Here is a 25,096-nt window from a genome sequence, read left to right on the forward strand (position 1 = left end):
CTCCGGTGTTCTCAGGCGACCGGCTGGGCCGGACGCTGGGCGATCTGCTGACGGGTCGACTGACCGGTCGGGCTGCCCTCCGAGCGGACGACCTCGCCGATCTCGAGGACCTGCTTGAAGCGCCGCAGGTCGTCGCGCAGCTGCTGGTTCGGCTCCTCCCCCAGCAGCTTCGCCACGAGGGCACCCGTCCGGCCCCCGGGCGGGCGGTACCGCAGGTCGACCACGATCTCGGTGCCCCGGCCGCCCGCGGCGTCCCGGAATCGCACCGACCCGGAGTTCTCCACGTCAGCGCCCTCGACGGAGCGCCACGAGAGCTCCTCGTCCTCGCGGTCCGCCACGATCTCGGCGTCCCAGCGGACGGTCGTCCCGGCCGGGCCGACGGCCTCCCAGTGGGAGCGGCCCGCCGGGTCGACCCGGACCGAGCGGAGGTGGGCCATGAACGTCGGGAGGTTCTCGAGGTTCCGCCAGTGGCGGTACACCTCCGCGCACGACCGGTTCACGGTGATCGCGGCGACGGCGCGGCCCTCGCCGCCGTCGTCGGCCTCGCGCGCCAGGCGGCGGGCCGCCGCCACGTCCGCGGCCGTCACCCCGGCGAGCGCCGCCAGCGTCAGCCCGAGACGAGTGCGCGACACCCCGTTGCGCGCGCCCCCGGCCAGCACCGTGGCGATGTCGAGCACGTCGCCCGCGATGCGGGTCCGCACCCAGGTGGACTTCCCGCGCCCACCGAGGATCCCGGCGCCCTGCACCAGCTCCCGGACGCCGTAGGCCACCGTCGTCGCGCGGTGGGCGGGGCGATCGCCGCGGACCCCCGCGAGCCGTGCCACCGCGTCCGGGGCGGCGACCTGCGCGGTGCCCAGGGCGAGGCTGAACACCCCGAGCCCGTGCACCAGACCGTCCGTCCCGTCCCGCTGGGCGGGGCTCCGACCGTTTCGTGCCGTCGTCGTCATGCCGTCCTCCTCTCGTCCTGCACTGCGAGCCGGTGGTAGCCGGTCCGACCGCGCGCTCCCGGCGGCCGACGCGAATCTCGTCCGCCGAGGACGACGGAACCGACCCGAATGCGCTCCGCCGGGTCGAGGCGTGGCCCCCGCTCGTCCGTCCAGGGGAGCCGCGGCCCGGGCGTTTCGGCCGCCGGGGCCGGTGCCCGGCCGACCCCGGGAGCGCCACGGTGGCGGGGACAGGGCCGGAAAACGACCGGAGGTGTCCAGGTGACGAGGCGTACGACGAGGCGGACGGCGGAGGCGGTCCGGGTGCCGTGGCCGCCGGTGGACGAGGAGGAGGCGGCGGACACCCTGGTGTCCGCCCTCGTCCGCTCGGCGCGTGGCATCGCCGGGTGTGAGCAGGTCGCGGACGCGATGGCCCGCATCGCCGAGGGGGCGGCCGCCGTCGTCCCCGGTGTCCTCGACGCCGGTGTCACCGTCCGCGGCCGGGACGGTCTCAGCTGCGCGGCGCACACGACGGAGACCGCCGCCGCGGTCGACCGCGCGGCGATCGAGATGGCGGAGGGGCCGTGCATCGACGCCGTCACGGGGACGGAGACGGTGATCCTCCCCGACGCCACCACCGAGACCCGGTGGCCGCGCTTCGTCCAGGCCGCCGTGCGCCACGGCGTGCGCGCCAGCGTGTCGGTGCCGTTCAGCGGGACCTGGCCGGTCGGCGCCCTGAACCTGCACGTGACGGGTCACGCGCTCGCCGACCCGTCGCAGCGGGAACGGATCCGTCGCGAGGCGCGCATCTTCACGCTGTACGCGTCGATCGCGCTGGCCGGCGCCCACCGGGTCGAGCACCTCGAGCGGGCGATCGCCCGCCGCGACGTCATCGGGCAGGCCAAGGGCATTCTCATGGTGCAGCACGGCATCGACGCCGACGAGGCCTTCGCGCGCCTGCGCCACGCCTCGCAGACCACCAACCTCAAGCTCTACGACATCGCCGCCTGGCTCTCCACCCGCAGCGTGACGTGACGCGGGGCGGGGTGGGGCCGGGTCGGTGAGATCGGCGCGTCGTCGAGCGTCGACCGGCCCTTGACCCCGCGGGTCCGTTCGGGTTTCGTGTCGAAATGACGGGCACCCAGCGTGACGACGTCAATTCCGTCGGAGACCATCCGACCTCGGACGACCGAGCCGGCGAACGGACCGACGGGCAGACCCGGAGCGACGTCGAGGCGGCCCTGGCCCGCGAGTACCGCTTCCAGGACCAGCTCAGCCGGGCGTTGACGACCGATTCCCCCGAGCAGGGGATCGCCGAGGCGCTCCACGAGCACCTCGGCCTCGGCGTGGCGGTGGAGGACCCGTTCGGGCGGGTCCTCGCACGTGCCGACGACGGTGGGGGCGTCCCGCGGCTCACCCGGGTCCAGCGCGACCGCCTCGTCGACGCGGCGCGGCGCGTGTCCGGCCCCCTGCGCGCGCGGGACCGGATCGCGAGCGTGGCGGTGTCCCACGGCGCCCTGCTCGGCCTGCTCGTCGTCCTCGACCCCGACGGCACCCTCGAACCCGCGGACAAGAAGGACCCCGAGGTCGACGCCCGGGCCGGGAGCGCGCGCCCCGGCGCGCTGCACGCCATCGGCCTCGCGACCAGCGCCCTGACCCTGCAGCTCCTGCACCGCCGCAACCTCGCGCGGACCGAGCTGCGCCTCCGGCACGACCTCGTCGAGACCGTCCTGCTCGAGTGCGGGCAGGACGACCTGGAGGCCGAGGTCGAGCGCCGGGTGGGGCGTGCGTCCGCCCTCGACCACGACCTGACCGGTCCCCACCGTGTGCTCGCACTCCGACCGTGCAACGGGCGCTGGCCGGCGGACGCCGCGGTCGGCGACCTCATGGAGCACGCCGCGCGCATCCTGGACATGGCGTTCCTCGGCACCCTCCGGGGGCAGACCGCCGTCCTGGTGTGCCGCCCGCCCGCCGCGTGGCTCGCCGACAGCGGCGCGGCGACCGCACCCTGGTCGAGCCGGCCGACGGCGACCGTGGGCACCGGGCGGATCGGATCGGGCGAGCCGCTGTCCGGTGAGGCCTGGCAGGTCGTGCAGGACGCCTTCACCCAGGTGCTGCAGGGCCCGCCGGCCGTCGGCGTCGGCAGCTTCGTGGACCGGCCGGAGCACCTCCCCCGCTCCTATCGCGAGGCCATGCAGGCCCTCACGGTCCGCACCCGTCAGGCCGACCCCGGAGGCCTGATCACCTTCGAGGACCTCGGGCTCTACCGCCTCCTCGCCACGCCCGAGGGGCGCCAGGCGGCCGGCGCCTTCGTCGAGGACTGGATCGGGAGCCTGATCGCCTACGACGTGGAGCGCCAGGCCGGTCTGGTCCACACCCTCGGGGTCTACCTCGACCAGGGCGGCAACTACGACGCGACCGCGGCGGCGCTCCACATCCACCGCTCGACGCTGCGCTACCGGCTGCAGCGCATCCGCGAGCTGTCCGGCCACGACCTCGCGAACACCGACACCCGCCTCAACCTGCACGTCGCCGTCCGTGCCGCCGTCGTCGCCGAGCCCGCCGTCCTGCCCACGACGGGGCCGCTCCCGACGGTCTGACCGGTTCGGCCCGCCGGGCGGGGGTTCGCCGCCCGGATGTGCTCTCCCGAGTCGATGCCCCGGCCCGGACGCCCCGGCACCGTGGTCGGCAGGACCCGAGCGGGTCGGGAGCGGAGGAGGTACGGGTGACCAAGTGGACGGATGCGGCATCGGCGCGGCACGTGACCGACACGGCAGCGCGACGCAACGGCACCGCGGCAGCACGTCGGCCCTCGGCCGTCGACGCCCGCGGGCCCGCCGACCGCGAGGGTGACGCGACGGACCTCCACGTCGCCGTCGTCGCCCCGCCCTGGCTCGAGCTGCCCCCCGACGCCTACGGCGGCGTGGAGGCGGTGTGCAGCGACCTCGTGGACGCCCTGGTCGAGCGCGGCGTCGCGGTCACGCTGCTGGCCCCGGGACGCCACGGCACGGCCGCGGCGTTCCGCCCGACCGGACCGGTCGCCGACCCCCGGCTGATGGGGCAGGCGCTGCCGGAACTGGTGCACGCCGCCGCGCTCCCCGACCTGCTGGTCGACCTCGGCGTCGACGTGGTCCACGACCACACGCTCGCCGGCCCGCTGGTCGCGGCGATGCACGGGCTGCCCACGGTGATCACCGCGCACGGGCCGGTGCAGGGCGACCTGGGCACGTACTACCGGACGCTGTCCGGACGCGCGTCCCTCGTCGCGCTCTCGGACGCCCAGCGCGCGGACCTGCCGTCGGCCCGATGGGCGGCGACGGTGCCCAACGGGGTCCGTCCCGACCGGTTCCCGTTCCGCGCGGACAAGGACGGCTACGCCCTGTTCCTCGGCCGCATGAGCCCCGACAAGGGCCCGGTGTGGGCCATCGACGCCGCCCGGGCCGCGGGCCTCCCCCTCGTGCTGGCGGCGAAGTGCCGCGAGGACGCCGAGAAGGCGTACTTCGAGCACGCCGTGAAGCCGCTCCTCGGTGGGGACGTGGAGTGGATCGGCGAGGTCGGCGGTCAGCAGAAGCAGGACCTGCTCGCCGGCGCGCGCTGCCTGCTCTTCCCGATCGACTGGGAGGAGCCCTTCGGGATGGTGATGATCGAGGCCATGGCGTGCGGGACCCCCGTGGTCGCCCTGCGCCGCGGCGCCGTCGGTGAGGTGGTCGACCACGGACGGACCGGCTGGGTGTGCGAGCGGCCGGCGGAGCTGCCCGGGGCGCTGTTGCGCGTCGACGAGATCGACCCCCGGGACTGTCGCGCGGCCGTCGAGGAACGCTTCTCGGACTCGGCACTCGCCGCCGGCTACGAACGGGTGTACCGCCGGGTCGCCGCGTCCGGCGGGCCCCCGGAGGCGGCGCGGTCCGCGTCCTGAGGGGTCAGGTGTGGTCCGGGCCGGCACGCCCGGGAGGGCGTGCCGGCGCCGGGCCCTAGCTGGACGGCGCCCGCTCCGTCCCGAGGGTCACCGAGACCTGGCGGGGCGGGCCGCCGGGCGACTGCACCGTCAGCGTCACCGGTGCGCCCGGGTTCTCCGCCCGCACGGCGGCGACGAGCGAGTCGCCGTCGTCGATCCGGCGGTCGTCCAGCCTGGTGACCACGTCGCCCGGTCGGAGGCCGGCGTTCGCCGCCGGACCGCCGGGCGTGACGGAGGCGAGGGTGGCCCCGTCCTCCGCGGTGGCGCCCTGCTGCTGGTCCGGCACCACACCGACCCCGAGGACCGCCTGGGTGGCGAAGCCCTGCTGCACGAGCTGGTCGGCGATCCGCTTGGCCTGGTCGATCGGGATCGCGAACCCGAGGCCGATCGAGCCGGACTGCTGCTGCCCACCGCCCTCACCGCCCGACGAGGACCCCAGCGTCGCGATCGCGGAGGTGATCCCGACCGCGTGGCCGTCCATGTCGACCAGCGCGCCCCCGGAGTTGCCGGGGTTGATCGCGGCGTCGGTCTGGACGGCATCGATGACGGTCGCCTGGCCGCTCTGTGCGCCGCCGGTCGCGACCGGCCGGTGCAGCGCGGACACGATGCCCGAGGTCACCGTGCCGGACAGCCCGAGCGGGGACCCGACGGCGACGACGCCCTGCCCCACCCGGAGCCGGTCCGAGTCACCGAGCGGGATCGGAGCGCGGCCGGACGCGCTGGTCGCGCGCACCACCGCGAGGTCCGCGGTCGCGTCGGTGCCGACCACCTGCACCGGGGCGCGCTGACCGTCCTGGAAGACCGCCTGCAGCTGCGGCGCCGGCGGGGGCTGCCCGTCGAGCCCGCCCGGCGCCGGGGTCCGGGCCCGGCCCGCCTCGAGCACGTGGGCGTTGGTGAGGACGAGCCCGTCGGCGGACAGGACGACGCCGGAGCCCTCACCGGACGGGCCGCGCAGCTGCACGACGCTCGGCAGCACCTCCTGGGCCACCGCCTCGACCGACCCGGCCGGCGCCGCGGCGGCGCTCGAGGACGGTGCCGGGCCGGTGGTGGCGGAGACCGCCGAGCTGCTCGCGCCGGAGCCGCCGGAGCTCGCGGTCCCGCAGCCCGCGGCCCCGCTCGCGACGAGCAGCGCCGCCACCGCCGCGGGGACGAGCACGAGAGGGCGACGACGCCGTCCGCCGGGTGGACCCCCGGGTCGCGGCTCGGTGCCGGCGGCGGGTCCACCGGGAACGCGGTCATCAGCAGGGTGCTGGTCGGCCATGGGATCTCCTTCGACCCGGGCGGTCAGGTGTGGCGGGGCGGCGTCGGCGCCGGCGTGAGGTGGGGCGGCAGACCGGACACCTGCCACCCGTCCGCGTCGACCTCGAGTTCCAGCCGCGATCCCGCCAGCGGCACACCGCCGACCCGGAACGGCAGCATCGCCCCGGGCAGGGCCGGCTCGAGCTGGAGACGCCCGCACCGCAGGTCGGGGTGGAACCGCAGCAGGGTCCGCAGCAACGAGATCGGGGTCGCTGCCGCCCACGCCTGCGGGGAGCACGAGGTCGGGTAGGGCACGGGGGCCGGGAACTCGTCGCGGTCGAAGCCGCAGAACAGTTCCGGCAGGCGGCCGCCGAACGAGCGGGCGGCGTCGAGGATCCCGAGCGCCACCTGCTGCGCCTCGGCCACGAACCCGTAGCGCATGAGTCCGGCGGCCACCAGCGCGTTGTCGTGCGGCCAGACCGACCCGGAGTGGTAGCCCATGGGGTTGTAGGCGCCCATGTCGGCGGCCAGCGTCCGGACGCCGAACCCGGTCCACATCGTCTCCCCGACGAGCGACCGGGCGACCTCCCCGGCCCGCTCCGGGGGCACGATGCCCGACCAGAGGCAGTGGCCGATGTTGCTGGTGAGCGCGTCCACCGGCTTCTTCTCGCCGTCGAGCGCCGTCGCGTACCACCCGCGGTCGGGCAGCCAGAAGTGTTCGTCGAAGCGCTCGCGGAGCTCCGCCGCGCGCCGACGGTGATCGGCCGCGGTCGCGGGGTCGTCGAACGCCTCCGCGAGCTCGGCGCGGGCGCAGTGCGCCGCGTACACGTAGCCCTGCACCTCGGCCAGGGCGATCGGCGGCTCGGCGATCCGCCCGTTCGCGGCGGTGATCCCGTCGAAGGAGTCCTTCCAGCCCTGGTTGACCAGCCCGCGGTCGGAGGCCCGCCGGTACTCCACGAACCCGTCGCCGTCGCGGTCGCCGTAGTCGCGCGCCCACGCCATCGCCCGGTCCGCCGCGGGCAGCAGTTCGCGGAGCTCCGCACCGGCCAGTCCCCACCGGTGCAGCTCGCCCAACAGCACCACGAACAGCGGCGTGGCGTCGACCGTGCCGTAGTAGGCCGACGAGCCCACCCTCCCGACGCTGCCCTCCCGACCGCAGCGCACCTCGTGCACGATGCGCCCGGGTTCCTCCTCCGTGATCGGGTCGACCCGCGTCCCCTGCAGGTCGGCGAGCATCCGCAGGGTCCCGAGGGCGAGCTCCTGGTCCACCGGGAGCGCCATGAGGCTGGTGAGCAGTGAGTCGCGGCCGAAGAGCGCCATGAACCACGGGGCGCCGGCCGCCACGACCCGCCGGTCGGGGTGGGCGGGATCGGCGATCTGGAGCGCGCCGAGGTCCTCGGTGCTCGTGTGCAGGGTGGTCTCGAGCCCCGGGTGGGGCGACTCGGCCACCGGCGCCGACAGCCGCCAGCGGGCCATCCGCCGGGCGGCGTCGCCCTCCGGGCTCGCGTCGTCCGGCGAGGGCAGGGTGTCGTGCGGCCCCAGCGCGACCGAGACGGTCCAGCGGGTCCGCCACGTGGACCGGCCCGGGACGACGATCGTGTGCCGGAAGGTCCCCCCGGCCGACACGGGGTCCCCGTCGCCCACCACCCGCATCCGCGAGCGGTGCGGGGAGGACGCGAGCAGGAAGGTCACCCCGAGCCCGTCGTCCTCCGTCGCGATCCGGGGCCGGTGGTCGACCCGGCTCTCCTTGACCTCGAAGAGGTCGGCGAAGTCGGCCTCCACCTCGAGCTCCACGGTCAACCCGGCCGCCTCGGCCGCCAGGTTGCGGATGGTCACCTCCTCCACCATCCCGTCGCCGACGCTGCGGGTGCGCGCGACCAGGAGCGTGGCGTCCGCCCGCCCCGACCGGGGAGGCGTACGCCCGACGAACGTCGCCCGGAACCGCTCGTTCCCGAGCAGACCGAGCGGTTCGACGGGGGCCCCGTCGATGCGCAGCCGCCAGCCGGACACGACGCGGGTGTCGTCGACGAAGAGCCCCTGCACCCCTCCCGGGGTGATGTCACCGTCGACGGTCGACAGCGAGAACGACGTGCCCGCGACGAGCGTCGTCGTGCCGCCGTCGACGTCGACCCGCGGTGGGGCCTCGTTCGAGACCCCGCCGCCGGTCGAGGACGACGGCACCGGCCCGGTGCCGTCGCCCGTCATGTTCGGGCGCGCCGTCGTGTCACCAGGTGGTAGATGCCGAGCAGGATCAACGACCCGACGAGGGCGAGGACCCACGTCCGGAGGTCGAAGAAGTCCCCGAGACCGGTCCCGAACAACGCCCGGCCGATGAACCCGCCGAGCAGCGCGCCGACGATGCCCAACAGGGTGGTCACGATGACGCCGCCGGGATCGTCGCCGGGCATGATGAGCTTGGCCAACGCCCCCACCACGAGTCCGAGGACGATCCATCCGAGAATGCCCATGACTGCTCCTTGCCAGTGTTCCGATCCGTGTCCGGCGGAGCGCCGGGAAGGGTGGGTCCCGGCCGGGCGTCCGCGAGACGTCCACGATGTGCCGCGCCCGCCGGACCGTCGCGGTCCCCACGGGTCCAGAACCCGCGTCCGCTCTCGCTCTGGCGTGCGAGGCCGGCGCTCCCGCCGAGGGCGGGCCCCCACCGTGGTGGTGGAGACCGCCGGGACGGGACCGCCGGGTTCTCAGGGTTGGAAGACCGCGCGCACGCAGCCGTCCTCCTTGTTCTTGAAGAGGTCGTAGCCCCGGGGGCCCTCGTCCAACGGCATGACGTGGGTGGCCAGGTGGCTCGTGGAGATCTCGCCGCGGGAGAGGCGGTCCAGCAGCATCGGGACGTAGCGCTGCCCGTGCTGCTGGGCTCCCCGCAACGTGAGCCCCTTGTTCATCAGCGCCCCGAGCGGGAACTTGTCGACCAGCCCGGCGAACACCCCGAGGGAGAACACGGATCCGCCCTTGCGGCAGGCCATGATCGCCTCGCGCATCGCGATGGGCCGGTCGTTCTCCAGGCGCAGCTGCTGCTTGACCTTGTCGTAGAGGTACTCCGGGCCGTTCGTGTGCGACTCCTGGCCGACGGCTTCGATGCACACGTCGGGACCCCGACCCCCGGTGCGTTCCCGCAGTTCGGCGCCGACGTCGGTGGCGGTGTAGTCGATCGTCTCCGCTCCGACGTGCTGCCGGACCATCGCGAGCCGCTCGGGCAGCCGGTCGATGACGAGGACCTGCTCGGCGCCGAGGAGCACGGAGGCCCGGGCGGCCATCTGCCCGACGCCCCCGGCGCCCCACACCGCGACCGTGTCCCCCGGGCCGACGCCGCCGAGGTCCGCGCCCATCCAGCCGGTGGGCAGGCCGTCCGAGGCGAACAGGGCGGTGAGATCGTCGATCCCCTCGGGGACCGTGAAGGCCCCGTGGTCGGCGAAGGGGACGCGCACGTACTCGGCGTGGCTGCCCATGAAGCCGCCCATGGCGTGCGAGTAGCCGAAGATCCCACCGGGATCCTGGCCCCACAGGCCCTGGGTGATCGCGGGGTTGGTGTTGGTGTTGTCGCACAGCGACCACAGGTCGTGGTCGCAGTACCAGCAGCTCCCGCAGCCGATGAACGAGACCACCACCACCCGGTCACCGACCGCGTGTCTCGTGACCTCGGGACCGACCTCGACGACCTCGCCCATGAACTCGTGGCCGATCACGTCGCCGGACTCCATCGCCGGGATGTAGCCGTCGAGCAGGTGCAGGTCCGACCCGCACGACGTCGTGTACCGGACCTTGACGATCACGTCGTGGGCGTTCTGGATCCGCGGGTCGGGCACGCGCTCGACCGCGAGCTTGTTGACGCCCTCCCAGCACAGGGCCTTCACAGGCGCCCCTCTCCCCACGCCCGCGCGGTGACCGCGCGCAGCACCTGCCCGGCCGGTCCGGGGTGGCTCGACCCCGGGCGGGACGGTTCGACGACCTCGCCGCACTCGAGGACCGACTTCGTCTCCCGCAGCGCCGCGCGGATCGCGCGACGCAGCTCGACCGACCCGCCGTCCGACGCCGTCGGACGGGCCGCCAGCTCGGTGCCCTTGTCCCCCGGTGCCGGGTCGACGATCACCTCGATCTCGTGGCGCATCCGACTCAACGCGCCGGACCCGTCCACCTCGGCCCGGACCTCGTCGGGTTGCCGGTAGACCGTGACCTTCAGCCACCGGCCCGGACGGGCGACCTCCTCCTCGCCCGCGGGCCGGTCGGTGCGCCCGACCAACCCGAGGACCGTGTCGATCGCCCGCCCGGCCAACGTCGCCGGGTCGACCACCGCTCTGCTCATCAGCACGCGACCCCCGGCCTCAGGAGCTCTGCCCGGGGTGGAGCACGACCTTGGTCCAGCCGTCCTCACGGGCGTCGAAGTGCTTGTACGCCTCCGCGGCCCGATCGAGCGGCAGGTCGTGCGAGACGATCCACGACGGCTGCACCTTGTCGGCCGCGATGAGGTTGCGCAGGTGCCGGTTGTAGCGCTTCACCGGGCACTGGCCGGTGCCCATCGCCTGGCCCCGGAACCAGAAGTTCCCGAAGTCGAACCGCGCCTTGCCCTGTTGGGACAGCTCGTCCGGGGCGCCCGGGTCCTGCGGGACGAACACGCCGACGGTGCCGATCCCACCGGTGAACCGGACCGAGGAGACCAGCTTGTTGAGTGTGTCGGCGTTGTCCTCGTTGCCCTGCGGGTCGTGCGCCTGGTAGCCCACGCACTCGCAGCCGCGGTCCGCCCCCCGACCGTCGGTCAGGTCCATCACCTGGTCGACGGGCGAGCCCTTCGAGTCGTCGATGGGGACCGCGCCGATCTGCTCGGCGAGGCGGAGCCGGTCGGGGTGGCGGTCGACCACCATCACCAGGGCGGCGCCCTTGGTGATCGCCGAGAGCGCGGCCATCTGGCCGACCGGGCCGCCGCCGTAGATGACGATGCTCTCCCCGGGCTTCAGCCCGGCCATCTCCGTCGCGTGCCACCCGGTGGGGAAGATGTCGGAGAGCATGACGTAGTCGTCCTGCTTGTCCCGGGCGTCCTCGGGCAGGCGGAGGCAATCGAAGTCGCCCCACGGGACGCGCAGGTACTCGGCCTGTCCTCCGGGCCACGGCCCCATGTCGGCGAACCCGTAGGCCGCGCCGGCCAGCCCGGGCTCGTTGGCCCGCAGGCAGTAGTTGGTGAGGCCGTGCTCGCAGTTCTCGCAGTGCCCGCAGCTGACGTTGAAGGGTGCGGAGACCATGTCCCCCACCTGGATCTTGTCGACGGCGTCCCCGACCTCGACGACCTCGCCGAGGTTCTCGTGCCCGAAGATCCGTCCCTGCTCGAAGTCGGTGCGGCCCTCGTACATGTGCAGGTCGGACCCGCAGATGTTCGTCGAGGTGATGCGCACCAGGACGTCGGTGGGCCGTTCGATCCTGGCGTCGGGGACGTCATCGACGCTGACCTGACGGGGACCGTGGTAGACGACTGCCTTCATGTTCGTGTCCTCTCGTGACGCTTGGGTGGTGGGCGGGTCAGGCGCCGGCGGGGGTCCGGGCGAACTGCGAGACGATCGCGGCGCAGAACGCGGCCATGTCCTGCGGCCCGCGGCTGGTGGTGAACTGGCCGTCGACGCAGACCTCCTCGTCGACCACCTCGGCGCCGGCGTTGCGGAGATCGGTGCGGATGCTCGGCCACGACGTGAGCCGCCGGCCGCGCACGCAGTCGGCCTCCGCGAGGGTCCACGGGCCGTGGCAGATCGACGCGATCGGTTTGCCGGACTCGACGAACGAGCGCACGAACTCGACCGCGTCGGAGTTCGTGCGCAACTGGTCGGGGTTCATCGTGCCGCCGGGCAGGAGCAGGGCGTCGTAGTCGTCCACCGACGCCTGGCCGACCTGGCGGTCGACCGGGAAGGACCCGGCCGGGTCGAGATCGAATTGCCGAGCGGCGATCTCGCCGTCGTGGATCGACAGCAGTTCGGTCCGGGCGCCCGCTCCGTAGAGCGCCCCCCGCGGTGCCTCGAGCTCCACGCGCTCGACGCCGTCCGTGGCGAGGATCGCGACCGTGATGCCGCGCAACTCGTCTGCCATGGATTCGCCTCCTGGTGGTGAGCAGGGATCGTTCGCGTCCCGGGGTGGGCGACCCGGCGCGACGGCAGACGGCGCGACGACGGAACCGTCCGCCCGGGCGGAGGCGGCGGCGGCGATTTCGGCCCCTCGGGCCGACGAGGAGCCCGCGACGGGGGCGGTCGGTCAGGGGCGCGGGCCGGCGTAGGTGCCGGTGACGCGGAACCGGAGACCGGGCTCGGCGTACTGCTCGAGCGCGTGGGCGATCCACCCGACGGTGCGCGCGACGGCGAAGACCGCCTCGCCCGCGTCGGGGCGCATCCCGTGGGCGTGCATCACGGCGGCGAGCCCGAGGTCGACGTTGGGGAACACCCCCGGCCGGCCGGCGACCTGCGCCGCGAGCTCGCCGACCAGCGCGGCCTCCTGTGACCCGGCGATCGTGCCCAGGAGCACGTCGGTGCGCGGGTCGCGCTCGCGGTAGATCGAGTGGCCGAAGCCGGGCAGCCGCTCCCCCGCGCGCAGCCGGTCGGTCACGGCGCGGCCCGGGTCGTCCAACGCCTCCGCGAGGAAGCGGTACGCGGCGGTCGACGCGGTGCCGTGCACGGGGCCGTCCAGGGCACCGAGCCCCGCCGACACCACGGCGTAGGGGTGGGCCCGGGCGCTCGCGGCCACCCGCGCGGCGAGGGTCGAGGCGGCGAGGCCGTGGTCGGCGAGCAGCACGAGGGCGGTGCGCAGCACGTCCGGCGGCTCGGGGCGGTCGGACAGCGCCGGCCAGAGCCCGCCGAGGGCCGCCGTCATCCCGCGCCAGCACCGCAGGCCGGTCGCGACGGCGGCGTCGAGGTCGAACCGCCAGGGGTCGCTCGGGGCCAGCGCCGCCACGGCCAGGCGCAACCGGTCGACCGGACGCGGATCGCCCGGCATCCCGGCGACGAGCCCACGGACCGTCGCGACCACCGCCGCGTCGGGATCGCCGTCGGGCAGCGGCGCGTCGAGGTCGCCGAGCCAGAGCAGGGCGGCCATCCGCTCCGGGGTCTCGACCCGGGCGAGGTCGACGAGGCGGTGGCCGCGGACGACGACGTCGTCCGGCTCGACCAGCGTCAGCCGCGTCGTGATCGTCTCCGCGACCCCGGTCGGTCGGCGTCCCCGCCCCGCCACGAGCGCGTCGACCTCGGCGGCGTCGAAGGTGCTCGGCCGCCCCCCGGTCCCCCGCTGCGAGGTCAGCAGGCCGCGGCTGACGTAGGCGTACAGCGTCTCGGGCTTGACCCCGAGGCGCGCGGCCGCCTCGGTGGTCGTCAACGTCCGCACGGGTTGACGCTATCAAGATTGACGGCATTGATCGACCGGCGGAGCGTTCCCGCCATGACATCGACAACGACCCAGCCCCCGTCGCTGCGCCCGCCCCAGCAGACCCCGCCCGGACTCCGCGGGGTCGTCGTCAGCGACACCGCGATCGGCGACGTCCTCGGCAGCGAGGGGCGCTACCACTACCGCGGGCGCTCGGCGGTCGACCTCGCCCGCGCCGTCTCGTTCGACGAGGCCGCCGCGCTCGTCCTCGACGGGGAGCTTCCCGACGACGGGGGTGCGGGCCTGCGCGGCGAACTCGCCGCCCACCGGACGCTCCCGCCCGCCGTGGCCACGGTGCTCCCGACGGTGGCCGCGGCCGGCGCCCGCTTCGACGCGCTCGCCGGGCTGCGCGCCGCGCTGTGCGTGCTGGCCGAGGCCGACGGTCTCGCGCCGACCTGGGGAGCGACCCCGACCCGGCGTCGGGACGACGCCCTGCGCGTGGTGGCGGTGACGCCGACGGTCCTCGCCGCGCTGTGGCGGCGCCGGCAGGGACGGGAGCCGGTCGAGCCGCGCGACGACCTGCACGGCGGGGCGGCCTGGCTGTGGGCGCTGCACGGCGTCGAGCCGGACCCGGTCGCGGCCGCGGCGGTGGAGAGCTACCTCGTCGCGACCATCGACCACGGGTTCAACGCCTCGACCTTCACCGCCCGGGTGGCGGCCTCGGCGGGCACCGACGTCGCGTCCGCGGTGGTGGCGGCGATCGGGACGTTCGTGGGCCCGCTGCACGGCGGCGCGCCCGACCGCGCGCTCGAGGCGCTCGACGAGATCGGCACCGCCGACCGGATCGAGCCCTACGTCCGGGCGAAGCTCGCCGCGGGCGACCGGATCATGGGGTTCGGGCACGCCGTCTACCGGACGGCCGACCCGCGGGCGGTGCTGCTCCGGGAGGTCGCCGAGGGGATCGGCGGGCCGCTCGTCGAGCTCGCCGGGCAGACCCAGGACCGCACCGAGGCGCTGCTCGCCGAGCACCGCCCGGGCCGGGAGCTCCGGGTCAACGTGGAGTTCTGGGCCGGCGTGGTGATGGACCTGGCCGGAATCCCGCGGGAGATGTTCACGCCGACGTTCGCGGTCAGCCGGGTCGTCGGGTGGTGTGCACACGTGCTCGAACAGACGCAGAGCTCCACGATCATCCGGCCCGCCGCGCGATATGTGGCTTCGCCTCGTGAGCAGATGGGGCTATAGCCCCACTTTCTGCTCACTTGCTTGCCCGTTTGCGGGCAGTACCCTGGCCTGAATCGTCGCAGCGGGGCAGGCTCGCCGTCATGGACCCGGAGCTGGTGCGCCACGTGGCCGCTTCGACGGGTCTGCCCGGTCCGGTCGCCGCGCGGGTGGTGGCCGACGTCGTCGCGTACTTCGCCGAGACCACCGAGGAGTTCGTCCGGCGACGTCACCGGGAGCTGCAGGCCCGCGACCGGCGCAACGCCGAGATCTGGGCGGTGATCGCGTCGGAGCTCGCGGCGCGTCCCGTCCGGCCCGGCGAGGTCAGCGAGCGGCAGCTGCGACGCATCGTCTACGGCTGAGCCATCAGGGGGCAGGCAGCATGTGCGGCATCGTGGGGTACGTCGGGAACCGGCCGGCGGCGCGGATCCTCGTGGACGGGCTCGCCCGGCTCGAGTACCGCGGGTACGACAGCGCCGGCATCGCCGTCGCCCACCGGAAGGCCCTCCGGACGACGAAGGCGGTCGGCCGCGTGGACGACCTCCGCGCGAAGGTGGCGGGCGACCCGTCGTCGGGAAGGACGGGGATCGCGCACACGCGCTGGGCGACCCACGGCGAGCCGAGCGAGCGCAACGCCCACCCGCACACCGACGCCGCGGGGCGGATCGCGGTGGTGCACAACGGCATCGTCGAGAACGCCGAGGAGCTGCGGGCGAAGCTCGTGGCCGACGGGGTGACGCTCGCCAGCGACACCGACACCGAGGTCCTCCCCCACCTCATCGCCCAGGCCGTCGAGCAGCAGGACTCGCTGGAGGCCGCGGTCCGGGAGGCGCTCCGCGTCGTCGAGGGCACCTACGGGCTGGTCGTGCTGGACGCGCGCCGGCCCGACGAGCTGGTGGTCGCCCGCAACGGCAGCCCCATCGTGCTCGGGCTCGGCGACGGCGAGATGTTCGTGGCGAGCGACGTCGCCGCGCTGGTCCGGCACACCCGGCAGGTGATCTTCCTGGCCGACGGCGAGATCGCGACGATCACCGCGACCGGCTACGAGGGCTCCCGCCTCGGCCCGCCCACGACGGTGGAGGTCGGCGACGACGACTACGACCTCGACGGCCACCCCGACTTCCTGTCCAAGGAGATCCACGAGCAGCCCGCGGCGCTGCGCCGCGTCCTGGCCGGCCGGCTCGACACCCGCTTCGCCACCTCGCGGCTCGACGGCCTGCACCTCGACCCGCGGGAGCTCCGCGGAATCCGGCGCGTGACGTTCCTGGGCTGCGGGTCGGCGCACTACGCGGGGCAGATCGGGGCGGCGCTCATGGAGGAGCTCGCCCGCGTCCCCGCCGACGCCGAGCAGGCCAGCGAGTTCCGCTACCGCAACCCCCTGGTGGACCCCGACACGCTCTACGTCGCGGTGAGCCAGTCCGGCGAGACCATCGACACCCTCGCGGCGGTCGAGGAGCTGCAGCGCAAGGGCGGGCGCGTCGTCGGGTGCGTCAACGTCATCGGCTCGGCGATCGCGCGCCAGTGCGGGGCGGGGATGTTCCTGCACGCCGGCCCGGAGGTCAGCGTCGCGTCGACGAAGGCGTTCAGCTCGATGGCGACGTCGTTCGCCCTGCTCGCGCTGCTGCTCGGGCGGGTCCGCGACCTCTCGGCCGCCCACGGCACGCGCCTGGTCGACGGGCTGCGGCGACTCCCGGACGCGGTGGCCGAGGCGCTGACCGTCGAGGACGAGATCGCGGCCGTGGCCCGGCGCTACGCCGACGCCCGGTCGATGTTCTTCCTCGGCCGGGTGCGGGGCTCGGCGGTGGCCCGCGAGGGCGCACAGAAGCTCAAGGAGATCAGCTACGTGCACGCCGAGGCCTACGCGGCGTCCGAGCTCAAGCACGGCCCGCTCGCGCTGGTGGACGCCACGATGCCCTGCGTGATCGTGGTGCCCGACGACGAGCTCGTCGCCAAGAACGTCTCGACGATCGAGCAGGTGAAGGCCCGGGGAGGCCCCGTCATCGCGGTGACGAACGCGGAGCTGCCCGAGGGACTCGCCGACGCCGTGATCCGTGTCCCGAGCGTCGAACCGGAACTCGACCCGATCCTGCTCGGTGTCCCGCTGCAGCTCTTCGCCTACCACTGCGCCGCGGCCCTCGGCCGGGACATCGACAAGCCGCGCAACCTGGCGAAGTCGGTGACGGTGGAGTAGGGGGTGCGCTCCGCGCCCGTGCGCACTGTCCGTGGCCGGCGCCGCGGGGCTCGCCTACATCATCACTGTCAGCGCACCTCCAACCGCAGCTGACCGTCGAGGACCACCTCGGAGCCGTACCGCACCGCACCGGCCACGATCCGGCGCGAGAGCGGGCGCTCCACCTCGCGCGCCACGACCTGCCGCAACCCGCGGGCCCCCGACGCCGGGTCGGCCCGGGCGGCGAGGGTCGCGAGCGCGGCGGGCTCCACGGTGAAGGTGATCCCCTGCGCGGCGAGGCGGTCGCGGGTGGCGTCGAGCGCGAGCCCGACCACCCGGGCGAGCAGGTCGGGGGTCAGCCGCCGGAAGAGCACGACGTCGTCGATCCGCCCGAGCAGCTCGGGTCGCAGACTCCGCCGCAGCACCCGCATGACCGGCTCGCGGGCCTCCTCGGGGTCCTCGACGATCCTCAGCTCGGCGGCCGCGAGGTTCGACGTCATGATCAGGACGGTGTCGGCGAAGCTCACGGTGCGGCCGTGGGTGTCGGTGAGCCGCCCGGCGTCGAGCACGCCCAGCAGCACCGCGACCACGTCGGCGTGGGCCTTCTCGATCTCGTCGAAGAGCACCACCGACGCCGGGTGGCGACGCACGGCCTCGGCGAGCTCGCCGGGCCGGTCGTGCCCGACGTACCCGGGGGGCGCGCCGGTCAGCCGCGACACCGTGTGAGCCTCACCGAACTCGGCCATGTCGAACCGGACGAGCTCGGAGCCCAGCGCGTCGGCCAGCGCCCGCGCCAGCTCGGTCTTCCCGACCCCCGTCGGCCCGACGAACAGCATCGCGCCGTGCGGCCGCTCCGGGTCCGCCAGCCCGGCGCGTCCCGCGAGCACGGTGTCGACGACCGTGTCGACCGCCCCGTCCTGGCCCACCACCCGCGCCCGCAGCCGGTCCTCGAGGTCGAGCAGACGGGACCGGTCGTCCTCGGTCAGGTCGGCGACCGGTATCCCGGTGAGGTCGGCGACCACTCGCGCGACGTCGTCCACGGTGACCGTCGGGCGCCCCTCCGGGTCCCGCATACGCACGCGGGCGGCCGCGCGGTCGAGCGCGTCGATCGCCTTGTCGGGCAGGAAGCGGTCCCGCACGTGGCGGGCGGTCAGCTCCACGGCGGCGCGCCGCGTCGCCGGGGGCAGCACCACCCCGTGGTGCGCCTCGTAGCCCGGGGCGAGCCCGTCGAGGATCGTGACCGTCTGCTCCGCGCCCGGCTCCGGGACGTCGACGGCGGCGAACCGGCGAGCCAGCGCGGCGTCGGGCTCGACGTGGCGGCGGTACTCCGCAGTGGTGGTCGCGCCCACGAGCCGCAGCTCCCCCCGGGCCAGCGCCGGCTTCAGGATCCCGGCCGCGTCCATCGGCGACTCCTGGGCCGAACCCGCCCCGACGATCGCGTGCAGCTCGTCGACGAACAGGATCGTGTCGGGGTGCGACGCCTCGGCGACCAGCGCGGTCAGCCGCTGCTCGAACTCACCCCGGTACTTCGTCCCGGCCACCATCCCCGCGAGGTCGACCGACACGACCCGCGTGTCCCGGATCGCCGCCGGCACGTCGCCCGCCGCGATGCGGGCGGCGAGCGCCTCGACGATCGCGGTCTTCCCGACGCCGGGCTCCCCCAGCAGCACCGGGTTGTTCTTGCTCCGTCGCGCGAGGATCTCGACGACCTGCGACAGCTCGTGGTCGCGGCCGATCACCGGGTCGAGCCGCCCCGCCCGCGCGTCGGCGGTCAGATCCCGGCCGTGCCGGTCCAGTGTCGGGGTGCGCCTCGAGGCCCTTCCCGACGACGCGTCCTGCCGCGGCTGCCGGGGCTCCTCCCGCCGGTCGGGGTCGTCGAAGCCCCCGCCGAAGAGCGCGCCCAGGTCGAGGTCGACCAACCGTCCGAGCAGCTCGTCGAACAACGGCCCCGGCCCCGGGTCGTCCCGGCGGGTGCGGTCCTGGTCGGCCATGACCCCATTGTGCGCCCGTCGGCGGCGCCGCTCGCCGCACGCGGGTGTCGCACGCGGACCGGTGGGAGCAGGGCAGTCGCTCGTGGGCCTCCTCGCGCTCTCCACATTCGGCCTGTTGCCGGTGGCAGCGAGGGGCGCGCGTACACCCCCGCCTGGCCCTGGCGGTCACGGCCTCACCGACTCGTCGTCCGGAGCCGAACACGGCTGTTGCCGCGATCAGCCCTCTGCTCGCGGCATCAGCGAAGCCGTCGGCTGCCACGCGGGCAGCGCTTGTCTCACCTGTCGGCGGGGCGCACGACATGTTCGCGCGGTCGACGGGCGATCGTCACCGTCGCGGGCGGCACGTTCCGCCAGATCGTCCGACTGACCACGACCTCCTCGAACGCGTCGCCGAGAGCCCGCTCGGCCGCCTTCGCCCACGGCAGCGGACGGGTCCAGCTGTGTTGCACCTGCGAGAGCGCCCCGGTCGGTGTGAGCAGCGCCCCGGCGGCGACGAGAAACGACCGGTCCTCCGCGAGGCTGATGGGCAGCGTGCTGAACACGAGGTCGACGGAGGTACCGCTCGCAGCGAGCTCCGCCATCGCGCTGACGGCCTCGTCGCACATCACCTCGACGTCGGGGTGCCGTCGCGAGAGCGCCGAGGCCAGGCGAGGGTTGACCTCGACCGCGATGTGACGGCCTCGTCCGTCGAGCCGGCGCGCGACCACCGAGCTGGTAGCCCCGGCGCCCGCACCGAGCTCGAGCACGACGGGGTCGCCGTGGGCCGGGAGAGGGCTGAGTGCGACCTCGCAGGCCGCGCTCGACGTCGGTAGCGGCGAGGCCGTCGTCCACGGGGATCGGACGAATTCGCGGGCGAAGATCAGCAGGTCCAACACTGCAGGGCTCCTGGGAGGGCACGAGGTAGGTCGGTCCGACAGCGAGCCCCACCGTGGCGGATCGTGATCGAACGGTACGAAGACGTGTCGATGCCTTCACCTGTGACGATTAGTCTCGCCGGCCCCAATGGCGCGTCCATCACACACGGTGACGCCCACTCCACTCGCGAGCCGGAGGCTCCGTCATGGCCAGGATGATGATCGACTGCCGCGACATGCCGAGCGACAGCAACTGCACACTCGCCATCGCAGGCGATGACGTCGAGGACCTCCTCGACGCCGCGACCCAGCACGCGATCAGCAAGCACGGCCACGAGGACGGGCCGGAGCTGCGGGAGGGGATCCGCGGCGGCCTCAAGCCGGTGGAGTCCGCGATGGCCTGACTCGGCGCGCCGAACGCATGTCTCGGTGGGCGGGGTGGCGGCAACGACGGCGCTCGATCAGCCGGCGTGGCCTGACGGACAGGTCCTCTGCCGACTCGACCATGTCCAACCGATGCCACGCGGCGACCTTCGGTCACACTGACGCGATGCGCGTGCTCGGACGCTCGATGCTCACGGCGGCGATCATCCTGTGCGGTGTCGTCGTGACCGGCTGCGCCACCGGCGGCACCGCGCCGGGACCGGCCACCTCCGCCTCGGCCTCCCCGACGACGGACACCGGGGCGCCGGCTTCGGGAACGGCAGGCTCCGGGCCTTCAAACTCCGGGCCTTCAAGCTCCGGGGTCGCGCTGCCGACCTCGGGCGCGGAGACCCTCGACGGTGTCGCCACGCGGGGCGCGCTGCCCTCGTGTCTGGTTCTCACTACTGCCGACGGTCGGCACTTCGTACTCCTCGGTGCCCCCACCACGCCGGTGGGGGTCCCGATCACCGTGACCGGGACCGCCGACCCGGGGTCGGCCAGCGCCTGCAACGCCGGCACCCCGGTGCAGGTCAGCAGCGTGCAGCGCCGGTAGACGACAGCACGACGCGACCGGCGGGTTGCCGCCGGTCGCGCCGCGCCCAGGATCAGCCGGTCAGAACGCGCCGGTGCCCTTCGGGGTGCCCAGCCCGGTCGGGCCGTCGTAGCCGGGTCCGGCGGTGCACAGGTACACCTGCGGGCACGTCCCGTTGCTGCCCGAGGTGACGTCGTTCAGGGCGGTCCGGTGGGCGTAGGGGTAGCTGCCGTTGGAGATCGCGGACGTGTTGCCGGCCAGCGCGTAGACCCCGGCGATGAGCGGCGCGCCGGCGCTGGTGCCTCCGAAGACCAGCCAGCCACCGCCCGTGCCGGTGCCGTAGGAGTCGTAGACCGAGACCCCGGTATTGGGATCGGCGACGGCCGACACGTCGGCCTCGGTGCGCTTCGCGCAGCCGGGGTCGGTCTGCCAGGTGGGCTTGGCCTCGTAGGCCGAGCAGCCGCTGCCCGACCCGCTCCACGCCGTCTCGGTCCAGCCCCGCGCGTTCGCGGTGGTCCGGGTCAGGCTGGTGCCGCCGACCGCGGTCACGAACGGGGAGGAGGCGGGGTACTGCGCGCCGTAGCCGGAGTCACCGGCCGACGCGGTGATCGCGACGCCGGGGTGGTTGAAGAACTGGCGGTCCGCCGAGGTCTCAGTCGAGAACTCCGAGCCGCCGTAGGAGTTGCTGACCGCCTTCGCGCCCAGCGCCACGGCCCGGTTCACCCCGGTACCGAGGTCGGAGAAGTTCGCCGACCGGGCCTCGACGAGCAGGATCCGGCACCCCGGGCAGGTCGCGGAGACCATGTCGAGGTCCAGCGAGATCTCCTCGGCCCAGCCGACGTCGGCGGCGGGATAGCGCGTCCCCCCGTTCTGGTCGACCTTGCGGAAGCAGCCGTTCGCGGTGGTGCAGGCCGGGAGGCCGTACTGCGCGCGGTAGACGCCCAGGTCCGCCTCGGCCCGGGGGTCGTCGTAGGCGTCCACGATGGCCACCGTCGGCGCCCCGGCCACCGTGGCGGGCAGTCCGTAGGCGCTGTGCAGGTCCGCCGGCCCGTAGCTACCGGCCGCCGGCCCCGAACTCGCCGCCGGGGCCCCGGAGGCGTCGGTGACCACCTCGGACTTGCACCACGCCGCACCCGGCTCCGGCGTGACCGGACACACCTTCTTGTGCGGGTGGGGCTTGGCCACGGCCGGCGACGACGGGGCGGGGGCCGCCCACGCCGCGGCCGACGAGCACAGGGCCGCCACGACGCAGGCGACCACCAGCACCACCAGGCTCCGCCACGCACGGGGCGCCACCCCGGATGCCGGCCGACGGGCTCGCCGTCGTGGACTCGTCGTCGGCGCAGCGCTGCGCGGCCGGGTGCTCATCGTGGGGGTCCCCCTCCAGGTCGTCCTCGGGCGGTTCCGTCCCGATCGATGCGGAACCTGCCCCCCTATCGCCCGACCGGCTCAGCGCGTTAGCCACGCTGCGCGACTAGATACACCTTATCGCGCCTCGATAGGGGACCGACCGAGCGAACGCGACATTCACGACGTCACCGGACACCGCGAGCCGCACACGGTCCGTCAACCCGTGATGCCCGCCGACGTCACGCGGGCGATCACCTCCTGCAGCGCCTCGAGGAACCGGTGGGGCGCCGAGGCGCGGCGGTCCCGTCGTGCCCCGGTGACCGTGAGGAGCCGCGACCCGATGTCGACCGCGGCCGCGTAGACCACCACGCCCTCGGTGCGCAGGTAGGCCAGCGTCAGGTCCGGGACGATCGCCGCCCCCAGCCCGGCCGACACCAGCGCGAGCATGGTCTGCGACTCCGTGCAGATGTGCCGGTGCACCGGCGTCACGCCGTACTCGGCGCCGAGCCGGTCCAGCATCTGGCGGGGCGGACGGTGGTCGGGCGAGGTCACCCAGGCCCCGGCGAGGAGTTCCTCGATGCTGCCCGGCGTCGCCCACAGCTCGGGCAGGGCGATCCGGAAGGGCTCGCGGTAGAGCACCTGCTCGACCAGGCCCGGGTACGGCCCGGGGGCCGGGGTCGTCGACTCCACGTAGCGCTCGCCGATCAGCAGGTCGAGGTCACCGGCGCGCAGCAGGTTGATGCCGTCCCGCTCGTTGACCTCGATCACCTGGACCGCGAGCGCGGCGTCGGTGATCGCCAGCTGCTGCAACGTCGGGACGACGAGGTGACCGAGCGCAGTGGCGAACCCGCCGACGCGCACGGTGCCCGCCGTCCCCTCCCGCAGGCGGTCGGTCTCCCGTTGGGCCTCGGCGAGCGCGAGCGCGACGTCGTCCGCCCGCAGCGCCAGGGCGAGCCCCGCCTCGGTGAGGCGCACGGCGCGTCCCCCGCCCCGCTGCGTGCGATCGAGCAGCGGCAGTCGCGCCTCCGACTCGAGCCGGCTCAGGTGCTGGGACACCCCGGACGGGGTCAGGTGCAGGGCCGTGGCCGCCGCCTGGACGCTCCCGGTGCGGTGCACCGCGCGCAGCACGAGGAGCCGGTGGGGGTCGATCGGCATGTAGTCATGCTGAACCACAGGTGGAGCGACTGTCACTGCCGTCTCCGCTCCACGGCGGGCAGACTCCGGAGTCGTGAGCGGGTGACTCCCCCGGAGCGGACCGACTCACCTCCCGCGAGCGGCACGCGTCGCCGCCGCGCATCTCCCCCTCATGACCGCGCGCACCCGCCGTTCCCGGTGGCCTGCGCATCCCCGCCCGGCGTGGTCGCACGGCAGCCGCCGGATCGCCTCGATGGAGCCTGTTCGATGGAGATCACCGCTTCCCTCATGACGGAGCCCGGCGAGCCGCTGGAGACGGTCTCGCTGGACCTGGCCGACCCCGGCCCCGGCGAGGTCCTCGTCCGGCTCGCGGCGACCGGGATCTGCGCCTCCGACGCGCACACCCACTCCGGCCGCATCCCCTCTCCCGCGCCGTGCGTGCTCGGACACGAGGGCGCCGGCGTCGTCAAGCGGGTCGGGCCCGGCGTCACCACCGTCGCCGAGGGCGACCACGTCGCCCTGTCGTGGATGCCGAACTGCGGCCAGTGCCGGCACTGCGTGTCGGGGCGGCCCGTCCTGTGCGCCCTCGCGGCCCCCGCGCTGCTGGCCGGCACCCTGCTCGACGGGACGGTCCGCCTCTCCCACCAGGGCCGTCCGGTGCACCAGTACTCGTTCCTGTCCACCTTCGCCACGCACTGCGTGGTGCCCGCCTCCAGCGCCGTCCGGGTCCCCCGCGACGTGCCGCTGGCCGTCGCCGCGCTCGTCGGGTGCGGGGTGCTCACCGGCTACGGCGCGGTCGTCAACCGGGCCCGGGTGCACCCCGGCAGCTCCGTGGTCGTCTTCGGCGCCGGCGGCGTCGGACTCAGCGCCGTCATGGCGGCCCGCGTCAGCGGCGCCGAGCAGATCCTCGTCTGCGACCCCGTGGCGTCGAAGGTCGAGGAGGCCGTCGCGTTCGGGGCGACGCACGGGATCGTCCCGGGCGAGGACGTCGTCGAGCGGATCCGCGACATCACCGGCGGCGGGGTCGACTACGCGATCGACGCCGCCGGCAGCGACGGCATCCTCGGCCAGGCGTTCGCCGCCACGGTCGACGGCGGGACCATCGTCTGCGTCGGGCTGCCCGGGGTGCACGCCCGCCCGTCCGTGCCCGGGCCCGAGCTCGTGCGCTCCGAGAAGATCATCACCGGCAGCCTCTACGGCTCCTCGCGCCCCGCCCTCGACATCCCCTCGATCCTGCGCCGGTACTCGTCCGGACACCTGCCGCTCGAGCGGCTCATCACCCGGACCTACGCGCTCGACGGGATCAACGAGGCGTTCGCCGACATGCGCGACGGACGGCTGCGGCGCGGCATCGTCGTCTTCGACGAGGCCCTCGCCGGCGTGCCCCGCCACGACCCCGCCGTCGTCCTCGCCGCATGAGCGGCCCGGACGTCGACGGCCGCTTCGCCCAGGGCTGGGGCGGAGCCGCCCCGGACGGCGTGCACCTCAACGTGCTGCTCGCCCATCGGGGGTCCCCGACGGCGGCGGTGGTGGCGAGCGCCTTCACCGCTCCGTCGGCCGGGTTCACCCCGGTCCTCGCGAGCGTGGGCGACACCCAGCTGGAGTACGAGACCCTGTACCCGCCGACCGTGATCGTGCCGAAGACCGCTCCGGCCGGCGAGCGCCACGAGAAGCTCGTGTTCGGGGCGTGCGCCGCCGGGATCGCCCGCGGGGTGCTCGACGTGGCGGCCGAGGGCGTTCTCCGTGCCGACCAGGACACGTTGGTCCTCGTGTCCCTCTGGCTCGATCCCGCCGCGGGCGACGAGACGGCGGTGGGTGCGAACGCGCGCACCGCCACCTCGGCCGCCGTGCGGGAGGCCGTGGCCGGTCGCGACGCGGCGGCCGTCGACCGGCTGGTCCGGCAGCGCGACCGGGTGCGGCACCCGTTCTACGACGGCGACTGAACCACGACGGCGACCTGCGCGCA

23 protein-coding genes are annotated in these 25,096 nt (G+C 74.6%); 10 read left to right on the top strand and 13 right to left on the bottom strand.

Translation table 11 applies throughout. The annotated features are described in order from the left end of the window. Nucleotides 1–11: 11 nt before the first annotated feature. A complete protein-coding gene (locus tag A3CO_RS0118560; RefSeq protein WP_018333743.1) occupies nucleotides 12–947 on the bottom strand; it encodes an SRPBCC family protein in 936 nt (311 codons plus the stop codon). 258 nt (nucleotides 948–1,205) lie between these two features. Between A3CO_RS0118560 and A3CO_RS0118565 the strand changes: the two genes are divergently transcribed. The 3 genes from A3CO_RS0118565 (at nucleotide 1,206) to A3CO_RS0118575 (ending at nucleotide 4,839) form a co-directional block, all read left to right on the top strand. After that, nucleotides 1,206–1,958, top strand: coding sequence for an ANTAR domain-containing protein (locus A3CO_RS0118565; RefSeq protein ID WP_157647684.1), 753 nt, complete (start codon nucleotides 1,206–1,208; stop codon nucleotides 1,956–1,958). A 95-nt stretch (nucleotides 1,959–2,053) separates the two neighbouring features. Continuing rightward, a complete protein-coding gene (locus A3CO_RS33045) occupies nucleotides 2,054–3,523 on the top strand; it encodes a PucR family transcriptional regulator (RefSeq protein WP_018333745.1) in 1,470 nt (489 codons plus the stop codon). A gap of 125 nt (nucleotides 3,524–3,648) precedes the next feature. Continuing rightward, entirely contained in the window at nucleotides 3,649–4,839 is a 1,191-nt protein-coding gene (locus A3CO_RS0118575; RefSeq protein ID WP_245561534.1) for a glycosyltransferase family 4 protein, read from the top strand. Between the two features lie 55 nt (nucleotides 4,840–4,894). Here A3CO_RS0118575 and A3CO_RS33050 read toward each other — a convergent pair whose 3' ends face one another. The 8 genes from A3CO_RS33050 to A3CO_RS0118615 form a co-directional block, all read right to left on the bottom strand. Continuing rightward, nucleotides 4,895–6,139 carry a S1C family serine protease gene (locus A3CO_RS33050; protein ID WP_084682051.1) on the bottom strand — a complete coding sequence of 415 codons (1,245 nt, stop codon included), beginning with the start codon at nucleotides 6,137–6,139 and terminating at the stop codon, nucleotides 4,895–4,897. Nucleotides 6,140–6,162: 23 nt separating this feature from the next. Next, nucleotides 6,163–8,322 carry an amylo-alpha-1,6-glucosidase gene (locus tag A3CO_RS0118585; protein WP_018333748.1) on the bottom strand — a complete coding sequence of 720 codons (2,160 nt, stop codon included), beginning with the start codon at nucleotides 8,320–8,322 and terminating at the stop codon, nucleotides 6,163–6,165. After that, complete coding sequence (locus A3CO_RS0118590; protein WP_018333749.1) at nucleotides 8,319–8,585, bottom strand: GlsB/YeaQ/YmgE family stress response membrane protein; 267 nt, start codon at nucleotides 8,583–8,585, stop codon at nucleotides 8,319–8,321. Before A3CO_RS0118590 ends, A3CO_RS0118585 begins: the two co-directional genes overlap by 4 nt. A 231-nt stretch (nucleotides 8,586–8,816) precedes the next feature. After that, complete coding sequence (locus A3CO_RS0118595) at nucleotides 8,817–9,986, bottom strand: zinc-dependent alcohol dehydrogenase (RefSeq protein WP_018333750.1); 1,170 nt, start codon at nucleotides 9,984–9,986, stop codon at nucleotides 8,817–8,819. Further along, nucleotides 9,983–10,435 (bottom strand): hypothetical protein, encoded by a 453-nt coding sequence (locus A3CO_RS33055; protein ID WP_157647685.1) that lies wholly within the window; start codon nucleotides 10,433–10,435, stop codon nucleotides 9,983–9,985. Before A3CO_RS33055 ends, A3CO_RS0118595 begins: the two co-directional genes overlap by 4 nt. A 19-nt stretch (nucleotides 10,436–10,454) precedes the next feature. Beyond that, nucleotides 10,455–11,603 carry a glutathione-independent formaldehyde dehydrogenase gene (locus A3CO_RS0118605; RefSeq protein WP_018333752.1) on the bottom strand — a complete coding sequence of 383 codons (1,149 nt, stop codon included), beginning with the start codon at nucleotides 11,601–11,603 and terminating at the stop codon, nucleotides 10,455–10,457. 37 nt (nucleotides 11,604–11,640) lie between these two features. Then, nucleotides 11,641–12,198 carry a type 1 glutamine amidotransferase domain-containing protein gene (locus tag A3CO_RS0118610; RefSeq protein WP_018333753.1) on the bottom strand — a complete coding sequence of 186 codons (558 nt, stop codon included), beginning with the start codon at nucleotides 12,196–12,198 and terminating at the stop codon, nucleotides 11,641–11,643. A 162-nt stretch (nucleotides 12,199–12,360) separates the two neighbouring features. Then, nucleotides 12,361–13,479, bottom strand: coding sequence for a citrate synthase (locus A3CO_RS0118615; RefSeq protein WP_018333754.1), 1,119 nt, complete (start codon nucleotides 13,477–13,479; stop codon nucleotides 12,361–12,363). Nucleotides 13,480–13,533: 54 nt separating this feature from the next. Here A3CO_RS0118615 and A3CO_RS0118620 point away from each other — a divergent pair, with 54 nt between their 5' ends. From A3CO_RS0118620 to glmS, 3 genes are all read left to right on the top strand, one after another. Next, on the top strand, nucleotides 13,534–14,700 hold the full coding sequence (locus A3CO_RS0118620; RefSeq protein ID WP_018333755.1) for a citrate/2-methylcitrate synthase: 1,167 nt from the start codon (nucleotides 13,534–13,536) through the stop codon (nucleotides 14,698–14,700). 80 nt (nucleotides 14,701–14,780) lie between these two features. Beyond that, nucleotides 14,781–15,038: a hypothetical protein gene (locus A3CO_RS0118625; protein ID WP_018333756.1), complete on the top strand. Its 258-nt coding sequence runs from the start codon at nucleotides 14,781–14,783 to the stop codon at nucleotides 15,036–15,038. A 20-nt stretch (nucleotides 15,039–15,058) separates the two neighbouring features. Next, a complete protein-coding gene (glmS, locus tag A3CO_RS0118630) occupies nucleotides 15,059–16,867 on the top strand; it encodes a glutamine--fructose-6-phosphate transaminase (isomerizing) (RefSeq protein ID WP_018333757.1) in 1,809 nt (602 codons plus the stop codon). Between the two features lie 68 nt (nucleotides 16,868–16,935). On the opposite strand, the gene A3CO_RS33060 is transcribed toward glmS, so the two are convergent. Further along, nucleotides 16,936–18,837, bottom strand: coding sequence for an AAA family ATPase (locus A3CO_RS33060; protein ID WP_018333758.1), 1,902 nt, complete (start codon nucleotides 18,835–18,837; stop codon nucleotides 16,936–16,938). Nucleotides 18,838–19,112: 275 nt separating this feature from the next. Then, complete coding sequence (locus A3CO_RS0118640) at nucleotides 19,113–19,712, bottom strand: class I SAM-dependent methyltransferase (protein ID WP_018333759.1); 600 nt, start codon at nucleotides 19,710–19,712, stop codon at nucleotides 19,113–19,115. Nucleotides 19,713–19,897: 185 nt separating this feature from the next. Between A3CO_RS0118640 and A3CO_RS0118645 the strand changes: the two genes are divergently transcribed. Both A3CO_RS0118645 and A3CO_RS38250 read left to right on the top strand, forming a co-directional pair. Next, a complete protein-coding gene (locus A3CO_RS0118645; protein WP_018333760.1) occupies nucleotides 19,898–20,095 on the top strand; it encodes a DUF1059 domain-containing protein in 198 nt (65 codons plus the stop codon). Between the two features lie 146 nt (nucleotides 20,096–20,241). Beyond that, a complete protein-coding gene (locus tag A3CO_RS38250) occupies nucleotides 20,242–20,667 on the top strand; it encodes a hypothetical protein (protein WP_157647686.1) in 426 nt (141 codons plus the stop codon). Nucleotides 20,668–20,727: 60 nt separating this feature from the next. On the opposite strand, the gene A3CO_RS0118660 is transcribed toward A3CO_RS38250, so the two are convergent. Beyond that, nucleotides 20,728–21,942: a S53 family peptidase gene (locus tag A3CO_RS0118660; protein WP_018333763.1), complete on the bottom strand. Its 1,215-nt coding sequence runs from the start codon at nucleotides 21,940–21,942 to the stop codon at nucleotides 20,728–20,730. Between the two features lie 270 nt (nucleotides 21,943–22,212). Continuing rightward, nucleotides 22,213–23,151, bottom strand: coding sequence for a LysR family transcriptional regulator (locus A3CO_RS33065; protein WP_018333764.1), 939 nt, complete (start codon nucleotides 23,149–23,151; stop codon nucleotides 22,213–22,215). 246 nt (nucleotides 23,152–23,397) lie between these two features. Between A3CO_RS33065 and A3CO_RS33070 the strand changes: the two genes are divergently transcribed. Together A3CO_RS33070 and A3CO_RS0118675 are read left to right on the top strand one after the other, a co-directional pair. After that, a complete protein-coding gene (locus A3CO_RS33070; RefSeq protein ID WP_018333765.1) occupies nucleotides 23,398–24,549 on the top strand; it encodes an alcohol dehydrogenase catalytic domain-containing protein in 1,152 nt (383 codons plus the stop codon). Next, nucleotides 24,546–25,073 (top strand): formaldehyde-activating enzyme, encoded by a 528-nt coding sequence (locus A3CO_RS0118675; protein ID WP_018333766.1) that lies wholly within the window; start codon nucleotides 24,546–24,548, stop codon nucleotides 25,071–25,073. The genes A3CO_RS33070 and A3CO_RS0118675 overlap by 4 nt, the downstream gene beginning before the upstream one ends. Nucleotides 25,074–25,096: the final 23 nt, after the last annotated feature.

The organism is Actinomycetospora chiangmaiensis DSM 45062, assembly GCF_000379625.1.
Taxonomy (GTDB): Bacteria; Actinomycetota; Actinomycetes; order Mycobacteriales; family Pseudonocardiaceae; genus Actinomycetospora; species Actinomycetospora chiangmaiensis.